The organism is Pseudomonas sp. (assembly GCF_050739935.1).
Lineage (GTDB): Bacteria > Pseudomonadota > Gammaproteobacteria > Pseudomonadales > Pseudomonadaceae > Aquipseudomonas.
This window is the reverse complement of sequence record NZ_JBOICF010000089.1, coordinates 15,563-36,042: the sequence shown is the minus strand read 5'-3', so window position 1 is coordinate 36,042 and position 20,480 is coordinate 15,563. Positions and strand designations below refer to the sequence as shown.

Genomic DNA, 20,480 nt, shown 5'->3' with positions numbered 1-20,480 from the left:
CCGTCAAACCTCCAGCAAGCGCCTTACGCGCTCCAGGTCTTCAGCGGTATCAACCCCGGCCGGTGGTGCTTCCAGCGCATCGGCGACATGGATGCGCACGCCGTGCCAGAGGGCCCGCAGCTGTTCGAGATTTTCGGTGTTTTCCAGCCAGCACGGGCCCCAACTGACGAAGTCATGCAGGAAGCCGGCACGATAGGCGTAGATGCCGATATGGCGACGGTATGGCACGCCTTCCGGCAATTGATCACGGCTCCTGGCCAGTGCGTCTCGTGCCCACGGCAGCGGGGCGCGACTGAAGGTCAGCGCCAGACCATTGATGTCCGAGCTGACCTTGACCACGTTCGGGTTGAACAACGCGGTGACGTCATCGATAGGTTCGGCCAGGGTCGACATGCGCGCTTCAGGATGCGCGGCCAGATTGTCAGCGACCTGATCGATCACCGCCGGTGGAATCATCGGCTCATCGCCTTGCACGTTGACCACGATGGCGTCGTCGGCCAAGCCCAACAGAGACGCCACTTCGGCCAGGCGGTCAGTGCCGGAGTTATGGTCGTCGCGGGTCATGAGCACCTCGGCACCGAACCCCTGGCAGGCTTCGACGATGCGCTGATCGTCAGTGGCCACTACGACGCGCTCGGCACTGCTTTTAAGCGCCTGCTCCCAGACGTGCTGGATCATCGGCTTGCCAGCAATGGTTTTCAGTGGCTTGCCAGGAAACCGGCTGGAGCCGTAACGCGCGGGAATCACAACGGTAAACGCTGCTGTCATTTGTCGAGACGCTCGTCGGTGGTCAGGGTACGTGCTTCGCTTTCCAGCATCACCGGGATGCCATCGCGAATCGGATAGGCCAGACCCGCACCTTTGCTGATCAGCTCGGTTTTGTCGGCGCTGAGTTTGAGCGGACCTTTGCAGATCGGGCAAGCGAGGATGTCGAGCAATTTGGTGTCCATAAGAAATCCTGAGCGAGTCATGGCAGAAGCCGGGTTAACTGCGAATCGAACCAACTGACGAACGCCGCGGACGGCACGGCTTCCACCGCCAGGTACCACCAGTCGGCCGCCGCGAAGGATGTACATTTCACGGCGTCTTTCTCGGTCATGACCAACGGCAGCGCCGGCGTGAATGCCAAGGCCTGGGCAGTGAACTCGGCATGATCGGTGAACGCGTGGGGAACAGGCCGCCAGTGTAGTCCTTCGAGGGTGTTGAAGAAACGTTGTGGATTACCGATTCCGGCCACCGCGTGCAACGCCTGACCTGGGGGGAAATGATTCACAGGTTGGCGCTCACCACTGCGCAGATTCACCAGCGCGGTGGGCCGTAATCTGAAGGCATAGCCATCTTCGCGGTCTTCGCTGGCGCCGTTGTACAGCAGCGCATCGACGCTTTGCAGACGCTCGGCCGGCTCACGCAAAGGCCCGGCGGGCAGACAACGGCGATTGCCCAGCCCGCGTGCGGCATCGATCAGCACCAGCTCCAGATCACGGGCCAGGCGGTAGTGCTGCAGGCCGTCGTCGCTGAGGATCAGATCCAGCGGTTCTTCGGCCAGCAACGCGCGCACGGCTTGGGATCGATCGGGGTCGATCATCAGTGGCACGCCGGTGCGTTTGACGATCAACAACGGCTCGTCCCCCGCCTGCTCGGCGCCCTGCTGCGCCAACACGCGCCACGGCAGGCTCGGCGGCTTGGCTCCATAGCCGCGGCTGACCACACCCACACGCACACCGCGCTGGCGACAGTGATCGATCATCCACAGGATCAGCGGCGTCTTGCCGGTGCCGCCCACGGTGATATTGCCAACGACGATGACCGGCACTGGCGCCTTGTAGATATCACCCTGCCCGGCGATGAAACGCGCCCGCTTGCCATCGACCACGCGCCGATACAAGGCTTCCAGCGGCCGCAACAGGGTCAGCGCCGGATGGCCGTTGTACCAGGCGTCAAGCAAACGGTCGGTCAGTGCCATTAGTTAGCCGATGCGGCCTCGACAGTGGTCATGCGCAAATGAGCGAAACCCAGCTTGCCCGCGGCATCCATGGCAGTGATCACTGCCTGATGCGGGGTCTTGCCATCGGCGCTGATCGACAATGGCAGGCTGGTGTCGCCAGCGGACTCCTTCTGCAGCGCGTCGATCAGGGTTTCCAGCTTGCTGTCGGCCAACAAGGTGTCGTTCACCGAGTAGACGCCATCGGCATTGATGGTGATGTCCACATGCTTTTTATCGGCATCGTCCGCCGAGGCGCCTGTCACCGCCTGCGGCAGATCCACACGCAGTTGTGTTTCGCGGGTGAAGGTGGTCGTGACCACGAAGAACAGCAACAGAATGAATACCACGTCGATCAGCGACACCAGATTGATGTCGATGGTCTCCCGAGGTTTGCGACGGCGGAATTTCACTTCTTGCGGCCCTCGCCACGAGCGGCGGCCTTGAGGTCAGGCTTGGCGTCGGTCAGGTCGACATCGCGATCGCCCTGCACCACTTCCACCAGCTTGATCGCTTCCTGCTCCATGCCGACTACTAGCTCGTCGACGCGGCTTTGCAGATAGCGATGGAAGAAGATCGTCGGAATGGCGACGGTCAGACCCGAGGCGGTACAGATCAGCGCCTTGGCGATACCGCCGGCGAGCATGCCTGCATTGCCGGTCATGCCGCTGCTGGTGAACGAACTGAAAATGTCGATCATGCCGAGCACGGTGCCCAATAGCCCCAGCAGTGGCGCCATCGCGGCAATGGTGCCGAGAATCGGCAGGTAGCGTTCCAGCTCGTGAATGACCCGGGCGGCGGCCTCTTCGATGCACTCTTTCATGATCTCGCGACCATGACGGGAATTGGCCAGGCCAGCGGCGAGGATCTCACCCAGCGGCGAATCGGCGCGCAGTTCCTTGAGTTTATCGCTACTCAGTTGCTTGTCCTGAATCCAGCGCCATACCTGACCGAGCAGATGCGGTGGTGTGATGCGGCTGGCGCGCAAGGTCCACAGACGCTCGATGATGATCCCGACGGCGGCGATGGAACTCAAAATGATCGGTAGCATCATCCAGCCACCTGATTTGACCAGCTCCCACACAGCAACCACCCCCTGAAAAAAAGTGGCGCTACTCTAACATACGGTCGGCACATAGCATCGCCGACTCACCGAACCCGATGAATAACTGTCATTTCATTCACGCCAGAAGCGTCGAACCGCGCGCTCGCCGCGCACTTCGCCGAAGGTCCCTAACTGCAGGGTGATGGCCCCGAGTTCGGCGCTGTCGTGAGTCTCCAGGTTGAGCCAGCGATAGCGCGACATCACCAGCGGATGCGGGTGGCCGAACGCGTTGTTTCTGCCGCGAGAGATCAGCACGCCACGAGGGGAAACGGCCTGCAGAAAGCGCTTGGAGGATGAAGTGCGGCTGCCGTGATGCGGTGCCTGCAGCCAGTGGGCGCGCACGTCGAAACCCTGCTCCAGCATCGCGCGTTCGGCGTGGATGTCGATATCTCCGGTCAATAACAGACGCTCGCCGCCGGCCTCGACACTCAGCACGCAAGAGGCCTGATTGCCCTCGGCCGCCTGCTCCCAGATCCAGGTGGAAAAGGTCACTTCATCCCAGGTCCATGTCTCACCGTTTCGACAAGGCTCCACTGCCAGCGCCGGCGACATTCGCTCGATGTCGCCGCCCAGGATTCTCGACACCGGCAACGCTTGCTGGATCGCCAACGCCCCACCGGCATGATCGGCGTCGGCATGACTGAGCAGCATCAGGTTCAGCTGCCTGATTCCGGCGCGACGAATCGTTGGCAGCACCACACGCTCGCCAATGTCGAATTCGCCGAAGCGCGGGCCGGCGTCATACAGCAGCGCATGATCACGGGTGCGCAGCAGAATCGCCAGCCCTTGACCGACATCCAGCTGCAGCACTTGGACTTCACCCTCGGGGATGCTTTTCTGCGGCGCAAACACGCACAGCAGCAACATTGGCCAACCCAACGGGCGCAATGGCACGCCACTGGGCAGCAGAAGCAGCAGTGTGCCAAGCAGACTCAGCGGCCAGACCCAGAGCGGCACGGCAGGTCCGGTCCACGCGGGAATGATCTCGGCCGTCAGATTCAGAAACCGAAAGAGCCCGTCCATCGAGCCACCCGCCAACCAGAGCAAGCTCTCGCCAATCGGCGGAATCGCCAGAAAGAACGTGCCGAACAGCGCCAGCGGCAGGATGAGAACGCTAACCCAGGGCACCGCTACCAGATTCACCAGCGGACCGCTCAGGCTGACCGGCAGATTCAGCGCGAGCAGTATCGGCAGTAAGCCAAGCGCGATCAGCCACTGTGCCCGCGACCAGCCGCGCAGCCAGCTCCAGGCGCCGAGCCGTGCGCTGAAAATCAACATCAGAATCGCCACGGCGCCGAAGGACAACCAGAACCCTGGCCGCAGGCTGATCAGCGGTTCGACGATCAGCACTAGATTCAGCGCAATCATCAGCGGCAGGACCACGCCCAGATGACGGAAGCGCAGACGCCAGAGCAGCACCAGCCCGAGCATGATGCAGGCACGCTGCACCGGTACTTCGAATCCGGCCAGAAATCCGTACGTCAACGCGCCGCTGAAGGCCAGAACACACGCAGCGGGCAGCCAAGGCAGCGATCGCGGCCACAGGCCCCAGCGCGCCAGTCCTGCGACCAGGCCGTAGAGCAGACCGGCGAGCAGGCCGATGTGGGTGCCGGAAATCACCAGAAGATGCACGGTGCCGGTGTCCTGCAACACCTGCCAGGCCGCGGGACTCAGGCCGGAATCATCGCCGAGCACCAACGCCGCCAGCCCACCTTCATGCCCCTGAGCATCGACCGCCAACAAGCGCTGTCGAATCCGGTCACGCCAAGGTTCTGATGATGGTTTGAGCAACTGCCCATCGACCACCGTACCCGTGGCGCCGATGCGTTGAGCCAGCAGCCAGGCTTCATAGTCGAACGCGCCGGGGTTGGTCAGGCCACCAGGACGCTTAAGCTTGACCGCCAGCCGCCAGTGCTCGCCACTGTTTAGCGCGGGACCGCCGTACCACGCGATGCGCATCCGTTCGGGCAGAGGTGTGCGGCGCGAAATGGGCTCTTGCAGCTGGAAACGCACCACGCCATCGGCGCTATGGGGCAAGCCCACGATTTTGCCTTCGATCCAGAGCGTCTGCCCGTCGAGTCGTTCGGGCAGGCGGTCGTCCAGCGCGGACTTGGCCGACACGCTCGCCCACGTCAACCCGAACAGAAACAACGCCAGTGGGTAGCTGCGAAACGGCAGCAGCATCAGCGCTACCACCGGCATCGCCAGCATCAACCAGACCGGCGGTAATGCCGGCAAAAAACGCAGGACCAGCATACCCAGCGCAAGCGCCACCATCCCTGTGCGCATCAGGCTTTCCTTTATCGAGCGATTAAATTCACCCTCATGGCTTAGCGCACTGAGCGGGCCGCACATTTATTAATTGTCACAATGTCTGAATTTCCATCTGTGACTATCCATGCATACTGGCCCGAATTCCCCGCCCCAAGCCCCGGATTTCCTGTATGCCACGTCGCCTGATCAAACGGTACATGCCCGATCCGAACAGCATCCGGGAACATAAATCCTTACGCTTTCTCGGCAAGCTGTTGCACGACCCGAATCTGTGGCACCTCAATCGCCATTCGGTGGCGAGGGCCATGGGGGTCGGTTTATTCGCAGCCCTAATGCCCATGCCATTACAGATGTTGCTGGCGGCGTTTCTGGCGATCTGGGTACGCGCGAACATGCCCATTGCGGTGAGTTTGTGCTGGCTGACTAACCCGCTGACCATGCCACCAGTGTTCTATTGCACTTACAAGATCGGTGCCCTGCTCATGGGCCTGCCGCCGCGCAGCTTTGCGGATGAAATGAGCTGGGAGTGGATCAGCGGGCAATTATCGACGCTGTGGCAGCCGTTTCTGCTGGGCTCGGTGGTCGCGGGAGTGCTGCTGGGGCTGGTGGGGTATTTCGGGACGATGGCGTACTGGCGCTGGTGGGTAGGACGGCAGTGGAGCGCGCGAAAACAGAAACGCAATTGAACTGTGGAAGCGAATTTATTCGCGAAAAATCGTCCTGCCGGAAGCTATGTATCGGCTGTACGCCCATCGCGAATGAATTCGCTCCCACAGAGATCCCAAGGGCGCCGCGAAGAGTGGGCTTGCCGCGGACTCAACTGTGGGAGCGAATTTATTCGCGAAAAATCGTTCTGCCGATAGCCATGTATCGGCTGTACGCCCCATCGCGAATGAATTCGCTCCCACAGAAATCCCAGGCGCACCGCGAAGAGTGGGCCTGGCGCGGGCTCAACTGTGGGAGCGAATTCATTCGCGAAAATCTTCCCGCCGAAAGCTATGTATCGGTTGTACGCCCCATCGCGAATGAATTCGCTCCCACGGTGTGTTGCATGCCTGGCAGGTAGATCCGTGAGGGGATGCTACTGTCGCATACCGCGCCCGCTGACCAGCAACCGCGCGCAGCCCAGATACAGGACGATGGTCGCAACGATCATGAACGCCAGGGCGACGCTGATCCTGATGTCCGACACACCCAGAATCCCGAAGCGGAAGGCGTTGACCATGTGCAGCACCGGATTGGCCAGCGAGACGGTCTGCCAGAACGGCGGCAGCAGGTTGATCGAGTAGAACACCCCGCCCAGGTAGGTCAGCGGCGTCAGCACGAAGGTCGGGATGATCGAGATGTCGTCAAAATTGCGCGCGAACACCGCGTTGATGAAGCCCAGCAGCGAGAAGATCGTCGCCGTCAACACCACTACGACGATGGTCACGCCCAAGTGATGCACCTGCAGGTCAGTGAAAAACATCGAGAGAATGGTGACGATGACGCCAACCATCAACCCGCGCAGCATGCCACCGAGGGTGTAGCCAATCAGAATCGTGTGCGGCGACACCGGCGATACCATCAGTTCCTCCACCGAGCGCTGGAACTTGGCGCCGAAGAAACTGGAAACCACGTTGCCGTACGAGTTGGTGATCACCGACATCATGATCAGGCCCGGCACGATGTATTGCATGTAGGTGAAGCCGCCCATATCGCCGATCTGCCGGCCAATCAGGTTGCCGAAGATCACAAAGTACAGAACCATGGTGATCGCGGGCGGCAGCAGGGTCTGCGGCCAGATCCGCATGAAACGACGGACTTCGCGGTACACGATGGTGTTCAAGGCGATCAGGTTGGGGCGCAATTCCGAACTCATACCGCCACCTTCGCCAGATTTTTTTCGACCAGGCCCACGAACAGTTCCTCAAGGCGGTTGGTTTTATTGCGCAGGCTCAAGACCTGAACGTTCTGCAGCGCCAGTTGGCTGAACAACGCGGTGATGCCGATGGTTTTATCGACCTGCACTTCCAGCGTGTGGTCATCCACTAGCCGCGACGGGTAGCCCGTGAGCTGCGGCGCGGTGCGCATCGGATCCCTCAGGTCCAGCAGAAAGGTCTCGACATGCAGCTTGTTGAGCAAGGTCTTCATGCCGGTATTTTCGACGATCGTGCCTTGATCGATGATGCCGATGTTGCGGCACAGCTGCTCAGCCTCTTCCAGATAGTGCGTGGTGAGGATGATGGTGATGCCCTTCTCGTTCAATTCGGTGAGGAAGGTCCACATCGATCGGCGCAGCTCGATATCGACGCCCGCGGTCGGCTCATCGAGGATCAGCAGGCGCGGCTCGTGGATCAGCGCGCGGGCAATCATCAGACGACGCTTCATGCCGCCGGACAGCGAACGCGACGGCACGCTGCGCTTGTCCCACAAGCCCAGTTGGGTCAGATACTGCTCGGCGCGCTCCTTGGCGATCTTCGGCGGGATGCCATAGTAGCCGGCCTGAGTCACGACGATGTCGAAGGTCTTCTCGAACTGGTTGAAGTTGAACTCCTGGGGCACCACGCCGATCGAGCGCTTGAGCTGCGCCGGGTGGCGATCCAGGTCATGACCGAAGATGTTCACCGTGCCCGTGGTCTTGTTGACCAGCGTCGAGATGATCCCGATGGTGGTGGATTTGCCGGCGCCGTTTGGGCCGAGCAATGCGAAGAAATCACCCTCGGCAACATCCAGATCGATACCCTTGAGGGCCTGGAAACCGTTGCCGTAGGTCTTGGTTAGCTGCCGGATGGACAGAGCTGAACTCATGACTGAAAACACACCAATAAAAGGAAAGGAAGAAAAATACGAATACAAAAGCCTGGCTATCGCACTGATCCGGGCCGCGACACCGCTACCTCGAAACAATCCGTTGCAAATCTGGCGAAGCTGACAATGTTGCTTGTCGAGCCCGCGCAAGTACAGCGAGTTCTATTGATAGTGGTTATTAATCTAACGCTGTTAGCGCCGATTCTGCTTCGACCGCAGCATGTGTTGAACGTTGGACGAATGTTTCTGGGCGTCGGCCTCCCTCGAAATTAGGGATGTATCCGTGCGCTGACATCCATTGCCGGCATATGCCTGCGGGCGGCAAGTCTACTCCGACTGCGTCCCGAAGGGGGTATTCGAGCCACATCTTCAAGCGCATCGGCCAGCGCTCGAACTCCACCGAGGGCGTGGGGTCACTAACGATGCGCGGGCCAGAGCGGCTGCCCGTGGTGTCGATGGCGCTCCGTTTCGCCGTCATCTCGGAGGGAATCTTATGCTGTTGTTGTGGATCGTGATTCTGGTGCTAGGCGTGGCCTGGCTGGCTCATCGGCGCGTCGCCCCCTTCCCTGCCTTGGGTATCGTGGCGGTTTACCTGTTGGCGATGGGTGCTTTCAGTCATGCCCATGGCTGGATGATCATCCCGTGGCTCCTGTGGCTGGCGGTGGCGCTGCCTCTAGTCCTGCCTGATCTGCGTCGCAAATATTTCAGCGCGCCGATGTTCGCCTGGTTTCAGAAAGTGCTGCCGCCGATGTCCGAAACCGAACGCGATGCCATCGATGCGGGTACGGTCTGGTGGGACGGCGAACTGTTCAGCGGTCGTCCCAACTGGGACACCCTGCTCGCCTATCCGAAAAGCCAGCTGAGCGAGGAAGAACAGGCCTTCATCGACGGGCCGACCAACGAGCTCTGCGCACTGGTCAGCGACTGGGAAATCGGTCAGGCGATGGACCTTCCGCCCGAAGCCTGGACGCATATCAAGGAACATGGCTTCTTCGCCCTGATCATTCCCAAGGAATACGGCGGCAAAGGCTTCTCGGCCTACGCCCACTCGCAAGTGGCGATGAAGCTGGCGACCCGCAGCGGCGATTTGGCCTCCACGGTAATGGTGCCGAACTCGCTCGGTCCTGCGGAACTGCTGCTGCATTACGGCACTGAGGAGCAGCGCAACCATTACCTGCCGCGCCTGGCTCGCGGCGACGATATTCCGTGCTTTGCGCTGACTGGCCCGTTGGCCGGTTCAGATGCGGGTGCGATGCCCGACACCGGGATCATCTGCAAGGGCCAGTGGCAAGGCGAAGAAGTCATCGGCCTGCGCTTGAACTGGGAAAAACGCTATATCACTCTGGGTCCCATCGCGACCTTGCTCGGCCTGGCATTCAAGGCATTCGATCCCGAGCATCTGTTGGGCGAGCAAGAGGATCTGGGCATCAGCCTGGCGCTGATTCCCACCGACACCCCTGGCGTGGAAATCGGCCGCCGTCACCTGCCATTGGGTGCCGCCTTCATGAACGGCCCCAATTCCGGCAAGGATGTGTTCATCCCGCTGGACTACCTGATCGGTGGCCAGGACATGCTCGGCAAGGGCTGGATGATGCTGATGAATTGTCTGTCAGTGGGCCGTTCGATTTCCCTGCCTGCGGTCGGAACCGGCGCCGCCAAATACACCAGTCTCGTGACCGGCCAGTACACGCAGATTCGCGAGCAATTTAACGTGCCGCTCGCGGCTTTCGAGGGCATTCAGGAATCCCTGGCACGCATCGGCGGCAACGCCTGGCTGATGGACAGCGCGCGCATGTTAACCGCCAACGCCGTGGACCAGGGCGAGAAGCCGTCGGTGTTATCGGCGATTCTGAAATACCACCTCACCGAACGTGGCCGCGAGTGCATTACCCACGCGATGGACGTGCACGGCGGCAAGGGCATCATCATGGGCCCGAACAATTATCTGGGGCGTTCGTGGCAAGGCGCGCCGATCTTCATCACCGTGGAAGGCGCGAACATCCTGTCACGGAACCTGATGATCTTCGGCCAAGGTGCAATCCGCTGCCATCCATTCGTGTTGAAGGAAATGGCCCTCGCAGGACGTGAGGATCATGATCGCGCCGTAGTGGAATTCGACGATTTACTGCTGCAACACATCGGCTTCGCAGTACGCAATGCCGCCAGCACGCTGGTGCTTAACCTTGGTCTGGGTCACTTTGAAAGCATGCCGGGGGATCGCCTGAGCCAAGGTTATTTCCGCGCGCTCAACCGTCAGGCCGCGGCCTTTGCGATGCTTGCCGACTTGAGCATGATGTTGCTCGGTGGTGAATTGAAACGCCGCGAGCGTCTGTCGGCACGCCTTGGCGATGTGCTGAGTCACCTGTACCTGGCTTCGGCGGCACTCAAGCGTTATCACGATCTGGATTACCCAGAGGCGCTGGTGCCGTTGTTCCGCTGGTCCATGGAAGAAGCCCTCGGCGAGTCGGAGCGTGCGCTGGATGAGCTGCTCAGCAACTTCCCGAATCGGATTCTCGGCGCTCTGCTGCGGGTCATCGTGTTCCCTCTGGGCCGTCGTCACAAAGGCCCATCGGACGCGCTGGATGCCGAGGTCGCGGCTATCATCGGGCGCGGCAAGGGCGATCCCGCGCTGGAATCGGTGCTCGCCGGTTGCTATCGCCCGACCTCGGAAAACGACCCGGTGGGCGCGCTGCAGCACGCGGCGGATCTGCTTACCGGCGTCAAGGCGCTGCACAGCAAGCTGCATCACGGGATCAAGAGCGGTCAGGTCAAGGCCGCTGGCGGCGAACACGTGATCGACGCGGCGCTCAATGTCGGCGTACTGCAACCGGTCGAAGCCGAGAAACTGCGCGCAGCCGAAGCGGCACGGCGCAAGGTCATCGATGTGGATGATTTTGACAAGGAGGCGTTGAAAGCTTCAGAGGGCAAGGTTCGCTGAATATGGAGTCAACCCTGTGAGAGCGAATTCATTCGCGAGAGGCCCGTACATCCGACGCAAATGCGTGGGCTGTAACACTCATCGTGATTGAATTCGCTCCCACAGGTTCTGCGCTGCTCCACGCCTTCATCACGAATCCGCCGCTCTAGCCTGCACATCCCCAAAGACTGTCCTACACTCCCCGATAACAACAAGAAAACACCAAGGGGAAGCATCATGATCGACCAACGCATGACTCATCGCTGCCTGCTCGCTGAAATCGCCTCGGGGGAGGAACTCTACAGCGGCAAGCCCACCCAGACTCTGCAAACCCTGCTGCTCATCGGCTTCGTCACGCGGCGGCCCAGTTCCGAACACAACGCCGACCTTACCTGCACTCATCTGGCGCTGACCGAGGCCGGGCATCGTTACCTGGCCGGGTTATGGCATTGAGCTGACGAGCAAACACGCGTCGGCCATCCAGGCCCGTCCTCATTGGGGTATCGGTCGCCCGCTCCGGGATCTATACTCTCGCGCCTGTTTTTGTCTCTGAGGACTTCATCATGGCCGACGCCAATCTCGACCGCACTCTCAACCTGCTGACGCACCTGCGCGGCATTCTGGTCGCGCTCGGTGAAGCCGAACAGGTGCCCGAAGAAAGTCATGCGCTGTTTCTGGAGCGTTATGACGAGTTGATCGAGCTGCTGCCACGCGAGCCGATCGAAAGCCAGTATCTGGGTCAGGACCTGTTGTGCCAGGTGATCCAACGCTACCCGCAAATCGCCCACCTCGTGCCGCGCGACCTGCTTTGGTACTTCGGCGGCGACTGCCTGCACTTCATGCCCGACGAAGAAATCGACCTGTACACCGCGCTAGAAGAGCGTCGCTTCGAGGCCCAGGAGAACGAAGAACCGTTCGACTGGGACCAGGAGAAGCAGCTACTGTCGATGGGCCAGGACGGGCCGCGTCATTAAGCGAGTTGCCTGATCGACACCGTTCACACAATGCCCCATCCCGTATAGGAGCGAACTCACTCGCGATGGATTGATCGGCCAAAAGAAATTTTTCGATCAATACACCTTCTTGCGAACGAGTTCGCTCCCACAGTGGGGGCTATTCACTTCTTCAGCGCAGCAAAACCCCATGCTTGCTCGGGAATACCTCCCGATCCACCAGCCCCGAAACCTGCACCGGTTTCGGAAATATCTTCTTGGCCACAAACAGATCGTCCACACCCTGCAACGCCGTGACGTCCGCGGCCTCGACCGGTTGCAGCGACTCCACTCCCCAACTCTGCAAACGTTGCGAGACCGGCAAGGGCACGTTGTTGGCGCTGGAAAAGACCTGGGCGTACTGCTCCGGGTTGGCCCGAGCCCAATCAAAAGCCTTGGCCAAACGCTGCAATACATCGTTGAGTGCCTGACGCTTGATCTTGTCCGCCAGCGCATTATCCGACGCTGTGATGAAGGTCAGGCCGGTGTTGATCCCCTCCCCGCTCAACAACAGTCGCGCGCCATTTTCTTCGGCGAAGGCCTGATAGATCCCGAATGTCGCCCAAGCGTCGATCTTGCCCCCGTGAAAGGCTGACAGCGCATCGGTTGGCATGACAAAGCCGATGTTGACGTCGGACTCCTTGACCCCGGCGTTTTCCAGCGCACGGATCAACAGGTACTGGGAAATACTGCCCCGCGCCGAGGAAATCGAAACGCTGCGACCTTTGAGGTCGGCCACAGTTTTGATGTCGGAATCGGGTGGCACCAAAATGCCGATGCTGCGTCCCTGGCCTCGGCGCACCGCGACGATCCGCAGCGGCGTGCCGCCGGTTGCAGCCGCCAGAACCGGCGTATCGCCAGCGGGTGCCAGATCCACGGCTCCGGCGCGTAACGCTTCAAAGAGTGGCGCGGCGCCCTGAAAATTGGCCCATTCGACCTGATACGGAATGCCATCGAAGGCTTTGGAAGCGTCGACTACGGTGCGCAAGCCCTTGGCCTGATCACCCAGGATCAGCTTGACCTTCGACCAATCGACTGCCTCGGTCGCTGACGCCTGTTTGTTGCCCTCATCGTCGCATCCAGACAATAGCAATACAGCGAAAGACAACAGCAACGCGGCACTCTGGCGGGCCAACTTCCGACCGATAAACCCCATACAACGACATCCTTGCAGACCAGATAGAGACAGGAACGAGCGCGCTATAGAACGCGGCCCGGAGATTAAAGCCATCGTAAACGCATAAAAAATCGTCGTGAAATGTCGATTGGGAATAAGCTAATACTCAGCTTTTTTGATCTTTGAAAATTATTTGATGCGTTATTTTTATAATTAGCTTAGCGCCAAATCGAATTTCACAGCGCCGCGTCATACCCCTATGTTGCTGACTGGCTCGCGCGAATGCCCGCGCGTCCTCGGTTTATAAACACAGGAATTGCCCATGAGCGTTGAATTCATCGGTTACATCGCCACCCAGCCCTTCTCGGAAATCCACCCGCGCAGCGGTCAGACGGTTCAGCCCGAGTACGTCGAAAAAGTCGCGCGTGCCCATGAACAAGCCGGTTTCGATCGCGCGCTCGTGGCATATCACTCCAATAGCCCAGACAGCGCCTTCGTGGCCGCCCATGCTGCCAGCGTGACCACGAAATTGAAGTTCCTGATCGCCCATCGCCCTGGCTTCATTTCCCCGACCGTGGCGGCCAGGCAATTTGCGACATTGGATGTATTCAATGGTGGGCGCACTGCCGTGCATATCATCACTGGTGGCGACGATAAAGAGCTGCGGGGCGACGGCAGCTTCATCGGCAAGGACGAGCGTTATGCGCGCACCGACGAATACCTGAGCGTGGTGCGGCAGGAGTGGACGGCGGAAAAACCGTTCGACCATCACGGCAAGTATTATCAGTTCGAAGGCGCGCATTCGCTGGTCAAATCGCCACAGCAGCCGCACATTCCACTGTACTTCGGCGGCGCGTCCCAGGCAGCCATCGAGGTCGCGGGCAAGCATGCCGATGTGTATGCCTTGTGGGGCGAAACCTATGAACAGGTCAGAGATATCGTCAAACAGGTCCGGGCTGAGGCTGCAAAGCATGGCCGCACGGTACGTTTCAGCCTGTCGCTGCGACCGATTCTGGCAGAGACTGAAGAAAAAGCCTGGGCACGGGCCGACAGCATTCTGGAACGCGCGAAGTCATTGGCACAGGCGTCCGGTTTTCAACGCCGTGAGCCGCCGAATGAAGGTTCGAAGCGTTTGCTGGAAGCGGCCGCGCAAGGGGCGCGTCTGGACAAGCGCCTTTGGACAGGCATCGCCGGGCTGCTAGGCGCCAAGGGCAATTCGACTTCACTGGTGGGGACTGCCGAACAGGTGGCCGAGGCGTTGCTCGACTATTACGATCTGGGGATCACCACCTTCCTGATCCGGGGCTTCGACCCGCTGGAAGACGCAATCGATTACGGCAAAAAACTCATCCCCCTCACCCGCGAGCTGGTTGCCAAGCGCGAGCGGGAGAAGCAGGAAAAGGTGGCGTAGCTTCCAGGCACCGAATGCCGCTGTGGGAGCGGATTCAGTCGCGAGAGGTGGGTACATCCGGCAGATTTCCATCGGCTGTACCCCCTTTCGCGAATGAATTCGCTCCCACAGGAGGACAATGTACGCTGATCCGGCTTCACTCCTGATACGCCGTCCCATGCCGATCCAGCTCACGGATCAACGCATTCCAGTGCCGTACCACACCCGGCCCGGTGCCGCTCTTGATGACCTTGGCCTGCTCCTCGACTTTCTTCACCACCTCTTGCGGCGGGAAAATCAGCTCGGCGTTGCCCGCTGCCTGCGCGGCGATCTGGATGTTGCAGGCATATTCCAGGTTGTGCAGTTGCTGAAACGCATGCTCGACGCTGATGCCCCCTGTCAGCAGGCCGTGGTTGCGCAGGATCATCACACTCTTGTCACCCAGATCAGCGACCAGTCGCTCGCGCTCGCCCAAGTCCTGCGCGATGCCTTCATAACCGTGATAGGCCACGCGCCCTGAGAAACCGAGGGAATGCTGGGAGATCAGCAGCAGGCCGTTCTTCTGCGCCGAAACCGCGATTCCGTCGCGAGTATGAGTGTGCAGCACTGCTTGCAGATCCGGCCGCGCCGCGTGAATGGCACTGTGGATAACGTAGCCCGCATGGTTGATGCCAAGGCCGGTGGGGTCGTCGACGATGGTGCCGTCGATGTCGACCTTGACCAGATTCGACGCGGTGATTTCATCGAACAGCAGGCCGAACGCGTTGATCAGGAAATGCTCGTCCGGACCAGGCACCCGCGCCGAAAAGTGCGTATAGATGTGGTCAGTCCAGCGTTTGAGCGCGGCGATGCGATACGCTGCGGCAAGCTTGACCCGTACCTCCCACTCTTCGGGGCTGACCCGATCACGCACATCGCTTGAACTGGATTGAACGGGCAAAGAACTGACATTGCTCATGCATGACTCCCTAAAGGTCGTGAGTTGACGTATCGAGGGAGCCTATGCGTGTCGGAAAATGTTTAACAATCACATTTTCTTCTAAGCTAATTATCAATATTTTTTATTTCTCACGAGCGCACTCACGCCGCCTCTCGCGTCTGCTTCATGGCCTCGGCCACAAGCGTACCGAACGAGGCCACCGGTGCCTGCAGATTGCCCAGGAAACGCGGGTAGATCAGCCACAGGTCCATCACCGGCTTGAAATCCTTGAGCGGTACCACCGCCAGCAGATCCCGATGAGCGCTGCGTTCGAACAAAGGACGCGGCACTAGCCCCAGGCCCATCCCGTCAGCCACCAACCCCAACTGCAGTTCGGTGCCAAAGGTCTCCAGATTGACCTTCATGCCTAACCCCTGATCGGCCAGTGTGCGCTGCAATCCCGCGCGAAAGCCGCAGCCGTCGGGGTTGAGCACAAAGCCCTGGTCGTAACAGTCGCAGAGCTTGATTGGCTTCTTCGGCAAACGCTCCCTGGCGCAAACCATCACCAGCTCCATCTTGCCGATGGACTCGCCGATGATGCCTTCGGGGAAAATCTTGCCGGCCGGGAACAACGCCGCCGCAGCGTCGAGTTCGCCATTCTCGATCTTGCCGATCAGATGACTGCCCCAGCCGGTCACTACCTGCGCACGCAATTCGGGAAATTGCCCGCGTAGATGCTTCAGCGCATCGAGCAGCACCACATCGCCTATGGTTTGTGGCACGCCCAGCCGCAACAGACCGCTGGGCGGCGTATCACTGGCCACCAGTTCACGCAACGAATCCATTTCCCGCAGGATGGCCAGACACTTCTGATAGACCTGCAGCCCCATCGCCGTCGGCTTGAGCGGCTTGGTGTTGCGGTCGAACAATTCGACCCCTAGCGCCTGCTCGAAATTCTGTACGCGGCGGGTGATTGCCGGCTGTGTCAGGTCCAGCGATTCGGCCGCGTGGCTGATCGACTGGCAGCGAATCACTGCCACAAAGGCATCGATATCATCAATTTTCATTCGGTTCGCACATGGAAAAAGAGAAACAAGATAGGCAAAAAGCATAATTCCAAACGTGCTGGCTGGATACCCCGTCAACCTGCCCAGCAGTTATGAAATGCTTTTTCGTTATAACCTAATCATCAATAAATAGCATATTAAGCGCCTGTATTATGCTTATATTGGTCAACTGAATCTGCAATGTCCCTGCCAACGGAACTCAAATGACCCAACCCCGACACCCCGAACGACTCCGGGCTTTCATCGGTGCGCTGGCCGAACTGATCGACAGTAACCCGCGCGAAGGCGATCTGCTGCACCGCGGCGGTCAGCTGCTGGGGCAATTGGTACGCTATGACGACTGGCTGCCCGACGAATTCGCCATCCCGGACCCGACGCGTTATCAGCAATTTCTGCTGCATGCCGATTCCCGCCAGCGCTTCTCCATTGTCAGTTTTGTCTGGGGACCTGGTCAGAGCACGCCGATTCACGATCACCGCGTCTGGGGACTGATCGGCATGTTGCGCGGCGCCGAGTATTCGCAAGGCTTCGCCCGCAGCGCTGACGGCCGCCTGGAACAGGAAGGCCCGGCCATCCGCCTGGAACCCGGTCATGTCGAAACCCTGTCCCCGCGCAGCAACGACATCCACCAGGTCAGCAATGCGTTCGACGATCGGGTGTCGATCAGCATTCATGTCTACGGCGCTAATATTGGCGCTGTGAAGCGCGCCGTCTATCAAGCTGACGGTAGCGAAAAACTGTTCATTTCCGGCTATTCGAACGCTTACCTCCCGAACATCTGGGACCTGTCCAAAGAGAACCAAGCCTAATGACTCAAAGCACACGATCATTCGCCGATATTCGCAAAGCCCTGCTGGCCGGTGAGGAAGTGGCCCTGGTAGACGTGCGCGAAGAAGCACCGTTCGCCGAAGCTCACCCGCTGTTCGCCGCCAACATCCCGCTGTCGAAACTGGAGCTGGAAGTGCTGTCGCGCATCCCGCGTCGCGATACCGCGATCACGCTCTACGACAACGGCGAAGGCCTGGTCCAGCCTGCCCTCGCCCACCTCTCGGACCTGGGTTACAGCGACGTCAAACTGCTCGAAGGCGGGTTGCAGGGCTGGCGTGATGCGGGCGGCGAGCTGTTCATTGATGTCAACGTGCCGAGCAAGGCATTCGGCGAATTGGTGGAGCATCATCGCCATACCCCGTCGCTGGCGGCCGAAGAAGTGAAACAGCTGCTCGACAGCAAAGCCGACGTGGTGGTGCTCGATGCCCGGCGCTTCGACGAATACCAGACCATGAGCATTCCCACCGGCGTCAGCGTGCCTGGCGCCGAGCTGGTATTGCGCGCCCGTGAGCTGGCGCCGGATCCCAAGACCCGCATCATCGTCAACTGCGCGGGACGCACGCGCAGCATCATCGGCACGCAATCGCTGGTCAATGCCGGTCTGCCCAATCCGATTTCTGCCTTGCGCAATGGCACCATCGGCTGGTTGCTGGCCGGGCAGACGCTGGATCACGGCCAGGCCCGCCGCTTCCCCGCCGTCAGCGAAAAAACGCTGGAGACCGCGCGCGCCGACGCTCGCAAGGTCGCCGACAACGCGGGTGTAAAACGCGGCACGCGCGCCGACCTGCACACGTGGCAATCCGAGACAACCCGCACCACGTATCTGTTCGATGTGCGCACCCCGGAGGAATTCGAAGCCGGTCATTTGCCGGGAGCGCGTTCGACGCCGGGCGGCCAGTTGGTGCAGGAAACCGATCACTACGCCAGCGTACGTGGCGCGCGGATCGCATTGGCGGACGACGACGGCGTGCGGGCCAATATGTCGGCCTCGTGGCTGGCGCAGTTGGGTTGGGAAGTGTTCGTACTCGACGATCTCAGGCCACAGGATTTCAGCGAAAAAGGCGCGTGGAATGCGCCGATTCCTACGCCCTGGCAGGTCGAGGAAATCAGCGCCGACACCTTGCAGCAATGGCAACAGCATGGCGGCGTGGCGGTACTGGATTTCACCGCCAGCGCCAACTATGTGAAGCAGCACATTCCCGGAGCCTGGTGGACCTTACGCGCCGACCTGTCCAATGCATTGCGCAAGATTCCCGCCGCCGAGCGCTATGTTCTGACCTGTGGCAGCAGCAAGCTGGCGCGGCTGGCGGTGCCGGAAGTCGAAGCGCTGACAGGCAAACCGGTATTTCTGCTCAAGGACGGTACAGCCAGTTGGATTGCTGCCGGGTTCGAGCTGGAAAGCGGCGAAAGCCACCTGGCCTCTCCGCGTATCGACCGCTACCGCCGCCCTTATGAAGGCACCGATGCCCCGCGTGAAGCGATGCAGGCGTACCTGGACTGGGAATTCGGGTTGGTGGAACAACTTGGTCGTGACGGCACGCATGGGTTCAAAGTGATCTAGCCACGAATACCGGACCTGTAGCAGCTCGGCTTGTCGCCGGTAGCGTTCTCCCAAGGACCGCCTGACGCTGTAGGAGCCGGCTTGCTGGCGAACGGGGTATATCGTCAAATCTAGCAGTGCCTGACACAGCCGGTTCGCCAGCAAGCCGGCTCCTACAACTCGGCGCTTGTATGAGCCTTGGTATTTTTCCTCGGCACCGAAACAACATACAGGCAGCACGGCTTGCCGGTGGTGACTCCAAACACGCGGCCGCCGGCAAGCCATACTGCTGAAAGAGGTACTTTGGAAAGGGATTAAAATGCAATAAATTAATATTAGAATCCTTCTAAATCACCCAATTACATAATTAACTTATAACCAAAAGATACTTCTCATCTGTTTCTTATAGGCATAAGGTCATAACCCTTGGCCGACCCCTTCTCTAGGCGGAGGCTTAGAACCCATTGTCCAAGCCTGGAGACACGCGTCATGTCCGCCCCTATTTCAAAAACGTTCCGCGCCAGAAACCTTCTGCTGGGGGCACTGCTGGCGTTGTCTTTTGGCCAATACAGCCAGGCCGCCGACGCGCTGCAACCGCTGCTGGTGGCCAACCAGAAATCGGCACTTAAGGTATTGCTGGAAGTCTCCGGCGAGCTGAAGGACGTGCCTTACGAGATCAAATTTTCCGAATTCCCTTCCGCCTCACCTTTGGGTGAAGCGCTGAACGCTGGCGCAGTCGATGTCGGCGCGCTGGGTGATGCGCCGTACGTATTTGCACTGGGCGCTGGCGCTTCGCTGAAAGTGATCAGCATCACTCACGTCAACGGCCGCTACACCACCGCGTTGATCGTGCGTAACGACTCGCCGATCAAATCCGTGGCCGACCTCAAGGGCAAGCGCATCGTCACCGGACGCGGCTCGATCGGTCATTACCTGGCGATTCGTGCGCTCGACGAAGCCGGCTTGAAGACCAGTGATGTCAAGTTTGTCTACCTGCTGCCGAGCGAGTCGCGACTGATCCTCGACAACGGGGATGCCGACGCCTGGGCCACCTGGGCGCCCTACACCACCGTTGCCACCCAAAGCGGCGCGCGCATTCTGCCCAATGGCCCGAACTTGTTGACCAATCATTCTTACCTCGCCGCGACCAGCAAGGCGATTGCAGAGAAACGCGCGCAACTCGACGATTTTGTCGTACGCCTGGACCGCGCCTATCGCTGGGTCAACGCCCATCCCAAGGAGTACGCCGCAGCCCAGACCAAGGTCACCGGCCTGCCGCTGGAAGTGCATCTGGCCGTCAACCGCGATACCAGAATGGAGCGCGTGAGCATCGATGATAGCGTGGTGCAAGGCCTGCAGAGCACCGCCGACATCTACCAGCGCGAAGGCATTCTCAACAAGCATGTCGATGTCTCCAACGGCTTCGATCCGCAATTCAATGCCATTCGCCTGGCTGCCGAACAAGCGGCAGAGCAGAAAAACTCGCAAGCTGCGCGCTAAGCGATCGACTCAAGGAGGTCAATTCCATGGGTACACGTCGTCAACTCGAACTCGGCGCAA

At 60.0% G+C, this 20,480-nt stretch carries 19 protein-coding genes; 8 read left to right on the top strand and 11 right to left on the bottom strand.

The genetic code is table 11. The features are described from left to right. Window positions 1-3: 3 nt before the first annotated feature. The 6 genes from kdsB to ACRER8_RS17840 all read right to left on the bottom strand — a co-directional run bounded on the left by kdsB (window position 4) and on the right by ACRER8_RS17840 (window position 5,375). Window positions 4-768: a 3-deoxy-manno-octulosonate cytidylyltransferase gene (kdsB, locus tag ACRER8_RS17865; protein ID WP_431747549.1), complete on the bottom strand. Its 765-nt coding sequence runs from the start codon at window positions 766-768 to the stop codon at window positions 4-6. Further along, window positions 765-950 carry a Trm112 family protein gene (locus tag ACRER8_RS17860; RefSeq protein ID WP_003174668.1) on the bottom strand — a complete coding sequence of 62 codons (186 nt, stop codon included), beginning with the start codon at window positions 948-950 and terminating at the stop codon, window positions 765-767. Before ACRER8_RS17860 ends, kdsB begins: the two co-directional genes overlap by 4 nt. 17 nt (window positions 951-967) lie before the next feature. Next, window positions 968-1,963 carry a tetraacyldisaccharide 4'-kinase gene (gene lpxK, locus ACRER8_RS17855; RefSeq protein WP_431747548.1) on the bottom strand — a complete coding sequence of 332 codons (996 nt, stop codon included), beginning with the start codon at window positions 1,961-1,963 and terminating at the stop codon, window positions 968-970. Next, window positions 1,963-2,394, bottom strand: a complete 432-nt coding sequence (locus tag ACRER8_RS17850) for an ExbD/TolR family protein (RefSeq protein WP_431747547.1) — start codon at window positions 2,392-2,394, stop codon at window positions 1,963-1,965. Before ACRER8_RS17850 ends, lpxK begins: the two co-directional genes overlap by 1 nt. Continuing rightward, complete coding sequence (locus ACRER8_RS17845; protein ID WP_431747546.1) at window positions 2,391-3,065, bottom strand: MotA/TolQ/ExbB proton channel family protein; 675 nt, start codon at window positions 3,063-3,065, stop codon at window positions 2,391-2,393. Before ACRER8_RS17845 ends, ACRER8_RS17850 begins: the two co-directional genes overlap by 4 nt. A 93-nt stretch (window positions 3,066-3,158) precedes the next feature. Continuing rightward, window positions 3,159-5,375, bottom strand: coding sequence for a DNA internalization-related competence protein ComEC/Rec2 (locus ACRER8_RS17840; protein ID WP_431747545.1), 2,217 nt, complete (start codon window positions 5,373-5,375; stop codon window positions 3,159-3,161). Between the two features lie 155 nt (window positions 5,376-5,530). On the opposite strand from ACRER8_RS17840, the gene ACRER8_RS17835 reads away from it, so the two are divergent. Continuing rightward, window positions 5,531-6,046 carry a DUF2062 domain-containing protein gene (locus ACRER8_RS17835; protein WP_431747544.1) on the top strand — a complete coding sequence of 172 codons (516 nt, stop codon included), beginning with the start codon at window positions 5,531-5,533 and terminating at the stop codon, window positions 6,044-6,046. 395 nt (window positions 6,047-6,441) lie between these two features. On the opposite strand, the gene ACRER8_RS17830 is transcribed toward ACRER8_RS17835, so the two are convergent. After that, window positions 6,442-7,221: an ABC transporter permease gene (locus ACRER8_RS17830; RefSeq protein WP_431747543.1), complete on the bottom strand. Its 780-nt coding sequence runs from the start codon at window positions 7,219-7,221 to the stop codon at window positions 6,442-6,444. Beyond that, a complete protein-coding gene (locus ACRER8_RS17825; RefSeq protein ID WP_431747542.1) occupies window positions 7,218-8,150 on the bottom strand; it encodes an ABC transporter ATP-binding protein in 933 nt (310 codons plus the stop codon). The genes ACRER8_RS17830 and ACRER8_RS17825 overlap by 4 nt, the downstream gene beginning before the upstream one ends. A gap of 493 nt (window positions 8,151-8,643) precedes the next feature. Here ACRER8_RS17825 and ACRER8_RS17820 point away from each other — a divergent pair, with 493 nt between their 5' ends. From ACRER8_RS17820 to ACRER8_RS17810, 3 genes are all read left to right on the top strand, one after another. Next, window positions 8,644-11,088 (top strand): acyl-CoA dehydrogenase, encoded by a 2,445-nt coding sequence (locus ACRER8_RS17820; RefSeq protein ID WP_431747541.1) that lies wholly within the window; start codon window positions 8,644-8,646, stop codon window positions 11,086-11,088. A gap of 216 nt (window positions 11,089-11,304) precedes the next feature. Next, the gene (locus ACRER8_RS17815) at window positions 11,305-11,520 is read left to right on the top strand and encodes a hypothetical protein (RefSeq protein WP_431747540.1); all 216 of its coding nucleotides are present in this window, start codon (window positions 11,305-11,307) and stop codon (window positions 11,518-11,520) included. A gap of 110 nt (window positions 11,521-11,630) precedes the next feature. Continuing rightward, the gene (locus ACRER8_RS17810; RefSeq protein WP_431747539.1) at window positions 11,631-12,041 is read left to right on the top strand and encodes a PA2817 family protein; all 411 of its coding nucleotides are present in this window, start codon (window positions 11,631-11,633) and stop codon (window positions 12,039-12,041) included. A 151-nt stretch (window positions 12,042-12,192) separates the two neighbouring features. On the opposite strand, the gene ACRER8_RS17805 is transcribed toward ACRER8_RS17810, so the two are convergent. Next, window positions 12,193-13,215: an ABC transporter substrate-binding protein gene (locus ACRER8_RS17805; RefSeq protein WP_431747538.1), complete on the bottom strand. Its 1,023-nt coding sequence runs from the start codon at window positions 13,213-13,215 to the stop codon at window positions 12,193-12,195. A 283-nt stretch (window positions 13,216-13,498) separates the two neighbouring features. On the opposite strand from ACRER8_RS17805, the gene ACRER8_RS17800 reads away from it, so the two are divergent. Continuing rightward, window positions 13,499-14,587 carry an LLM class flavin-dependent oxidoreductase gene (locus tag ACRER8_RS17800; protein WP_431747537.1) on the top strand — a complete coding sequence of 363 codons (1,089 nt, stop codon included), beginning with the start codon at window positions 13,499-13,501 and terminating at the stop codon, window positions 14,585-14,587. Window positions 14,588-14,723: 136 nt separating this feature from the next. Here the strand turns inward: ACRER8_RS17800 and ACRER8_RS17795 are convergent, their stop codons facing one another. Together ACRER8_RS17795 and ACRER8_RS17790 are read right to left on the bottom strand one after the other, a co-directional pair. Next, complete coding sequence (locus ACRER8_RS17795; protein ID WP_431747536.1) at window positions 14,724-15,524, bottom strand: class II aldolase/adducin family protein; 801 nt, start codon at window positions 15,522-15,524, stop codon at window positions 14,724-14,726. Window positions 15,525-15,646: 122 nt separating this feature from the next. Then, window positions 15,647-16,552: a LysR family transcriptional regulator gene (locus tag ACRER8_RS17790; protein ID WP_431747535.1), complete on the bottom strand. Its 906-nt coding sequence runs from the start codon at window positions 16,550-16,552 to the stop codon at window positions 15,647-15,649. Between the two features lie 203 nt (window positions 16,553-16,755). On the opposite strand from ACRER8_RS17790, the gene ACRER8_RS17785 reads away from it, so the two are divergent. The 3 genes from ACRER8_RS17785 (at window position 16,756) to ACRER8_RS17775 (ending at window position 20,420) form a co-directional block, all read left to right on the top strand. Next, window positions 16,756-17,361 (top strand): cysteine dioxygenase, encoded by a 606-nt coding sequence (locus ACRER8_RS17785; protein WP_431747534.1) that lies wholly within the window; start codon window positions 16,756-16,758, stop codon window positions 17,359-17,361. Then, window positions 17,361-18,941 (top strand): rhodanese-related sulfurtransferase, encoded by a 1,581-nt coding sequence (locus ACRER8_RS17780; RefSeq protein ID WP_431747533.1) that lies wholly within the window; start codon window positions 17,361-17,363, stop codon window positions 18,939-18,941. Before ACRER8_RS17785 ends, ACRER8_RS17780 begins: the two co-directional genes overlap by 1 nt. 468 nt (window positions 18,942-19,409) lie before the next feature. Next, on the top strand, window positions 19,410-20,420 hold the full coding sequence (locus ACRER8_RS17775) for an ABC transporter substrate-binding protein (RefSeq protein WP_431747532.1): 1,011 nt from the start codon (window positions 19,410-19,412) through the stop codon (window positions 20,418-20,420). The last annotated feature ends 60 nt before the right edge of the window (window positions 20,421-20,480 follow it).

Excerpts from the sequence above, each read along its gene's own strand:
- kdsB (WP_431747549.1), bottom strand. The coding sequence starts at position 768 with ATGACAGCAGCGTTTACCGTTGTGATTCCCGCGCGTTACGGCTCCAGC.
- ACRER8_RS17860 (WP_003174668.1), bottom strand. The coding sequence starts at position 950 with ATGGACACCAAATTGCTCGACATCCTCGCTTGCCCGATCTGCAAAGGT.
- lpxK (WP_431747548.1), bottom strand. The coding sequence starts at position 1,963 with ATGGCACTGACCGACCGTTTGCTTGACGCCTGGTACAACGGCCATCCG.
- ACRER8_RS17840 (WP_431747545.1), bottom strand. The coding sequence starts at position 5,375 with ATGCGCACAGGGATGGTGGCGCTTGCGCTGGGTATGCTGGTCCTGCGT.
- ACRER8_RS17835 (WP_431747544.1), top strand. The coding sequence starts at position 5,531 with ATGCCACGTCGCCTGATCAAACGGTACATGCCCGATCCGAACAGCATC.
- ACRER8_RS17830 (WP_431747543.1), bottom strand. The coding sequence starts at position 7,221 with ATGAGTTCGGAATTGCGCCCCAACCTGATCGCCTTGAACACCATCGTG.
- ACRER8_RS17825 (WP_431747542.1), bottom strand. The coding sequence starts at position 8,150 with ATGAGTTCAGCTCTGTCCATCCGGCAGCTAACCAAGACCTACGGCAAC.
- ACRER8_RS17820 (WP_431747541.1), top strand. The coding sequence starts at position 8,644 with ATGCTGTTGTTGTGGATCGTGATTCTGGTGCTAGGCGTGGCCTGGCTG.
- ACRER8_RS17815 (WP_431747540.1), top strand. The coding sequence starts at position 11,305 with ATGATCGACCAACGCATGACTCATCGCTGCCTGCTCGCTGAAATCGCC.
- ACRER8_RS17810 (WP_431747539.1), top strand. The coding sequence starts at position 11,631 with ATGGCCGACGCCAATCTCGACCGCACTCTCAACCTGCTGACGCACCTG.
- ACRER8_RS17805 (WP_431747538.1), bottom strand. The coding sequence starts at position 13,215 with ATGGGGTTTATCGGTCGGAAGTTGGCCCGCCAGAGTGCCGCGTTGCTG.
- ACRER8_RS17800 (WP_431747537.1), top strand. The coding sequence starts at position 13,499 with ATGAGCGTTGAATTCATCGGTTACATCGCCACCCAGCCCTTCTCGGAA.
- ACRER8_RS17795 (WP_431747536.1), bottom strand. The coding sequence starts at position 15,524 with ATGAGCAATGTCAGTTCTTTGCCCGTTCAATCCAGTTCAAGCGATGTG.
- ACRER8_RS17790 (WP_431747535.1), bottom strand. The coding sequence starts at position 16,552 with ATGAAAATTGATGATATCGATGCCTTTGTGGCAGTGATTCGCTGCCAG.
- ACRER8_RS17785 (WP_431747534.1), top strand. The coding sequence starts at position 16,756 with ATGACCCAACCCCGACACCCCGAACGACTCCGGGCTTTCATCGGTGCG.
- ACRER8_RS17780 (WP_431747533.1), top strand. The coding sequence starts at position 17,361 with ATGACTCAAAGCACACGATCATTCGCCGATATTCGCAAAGCCCTGCTG.
- ACRER8_RS17775 (WP_431747532.1), top strand. The coding sequence starts at position 19,410 with ATGTCCGCCCCTATTTCAAAAACGTTCCGCGCCAGAAACCTTCTGCTG.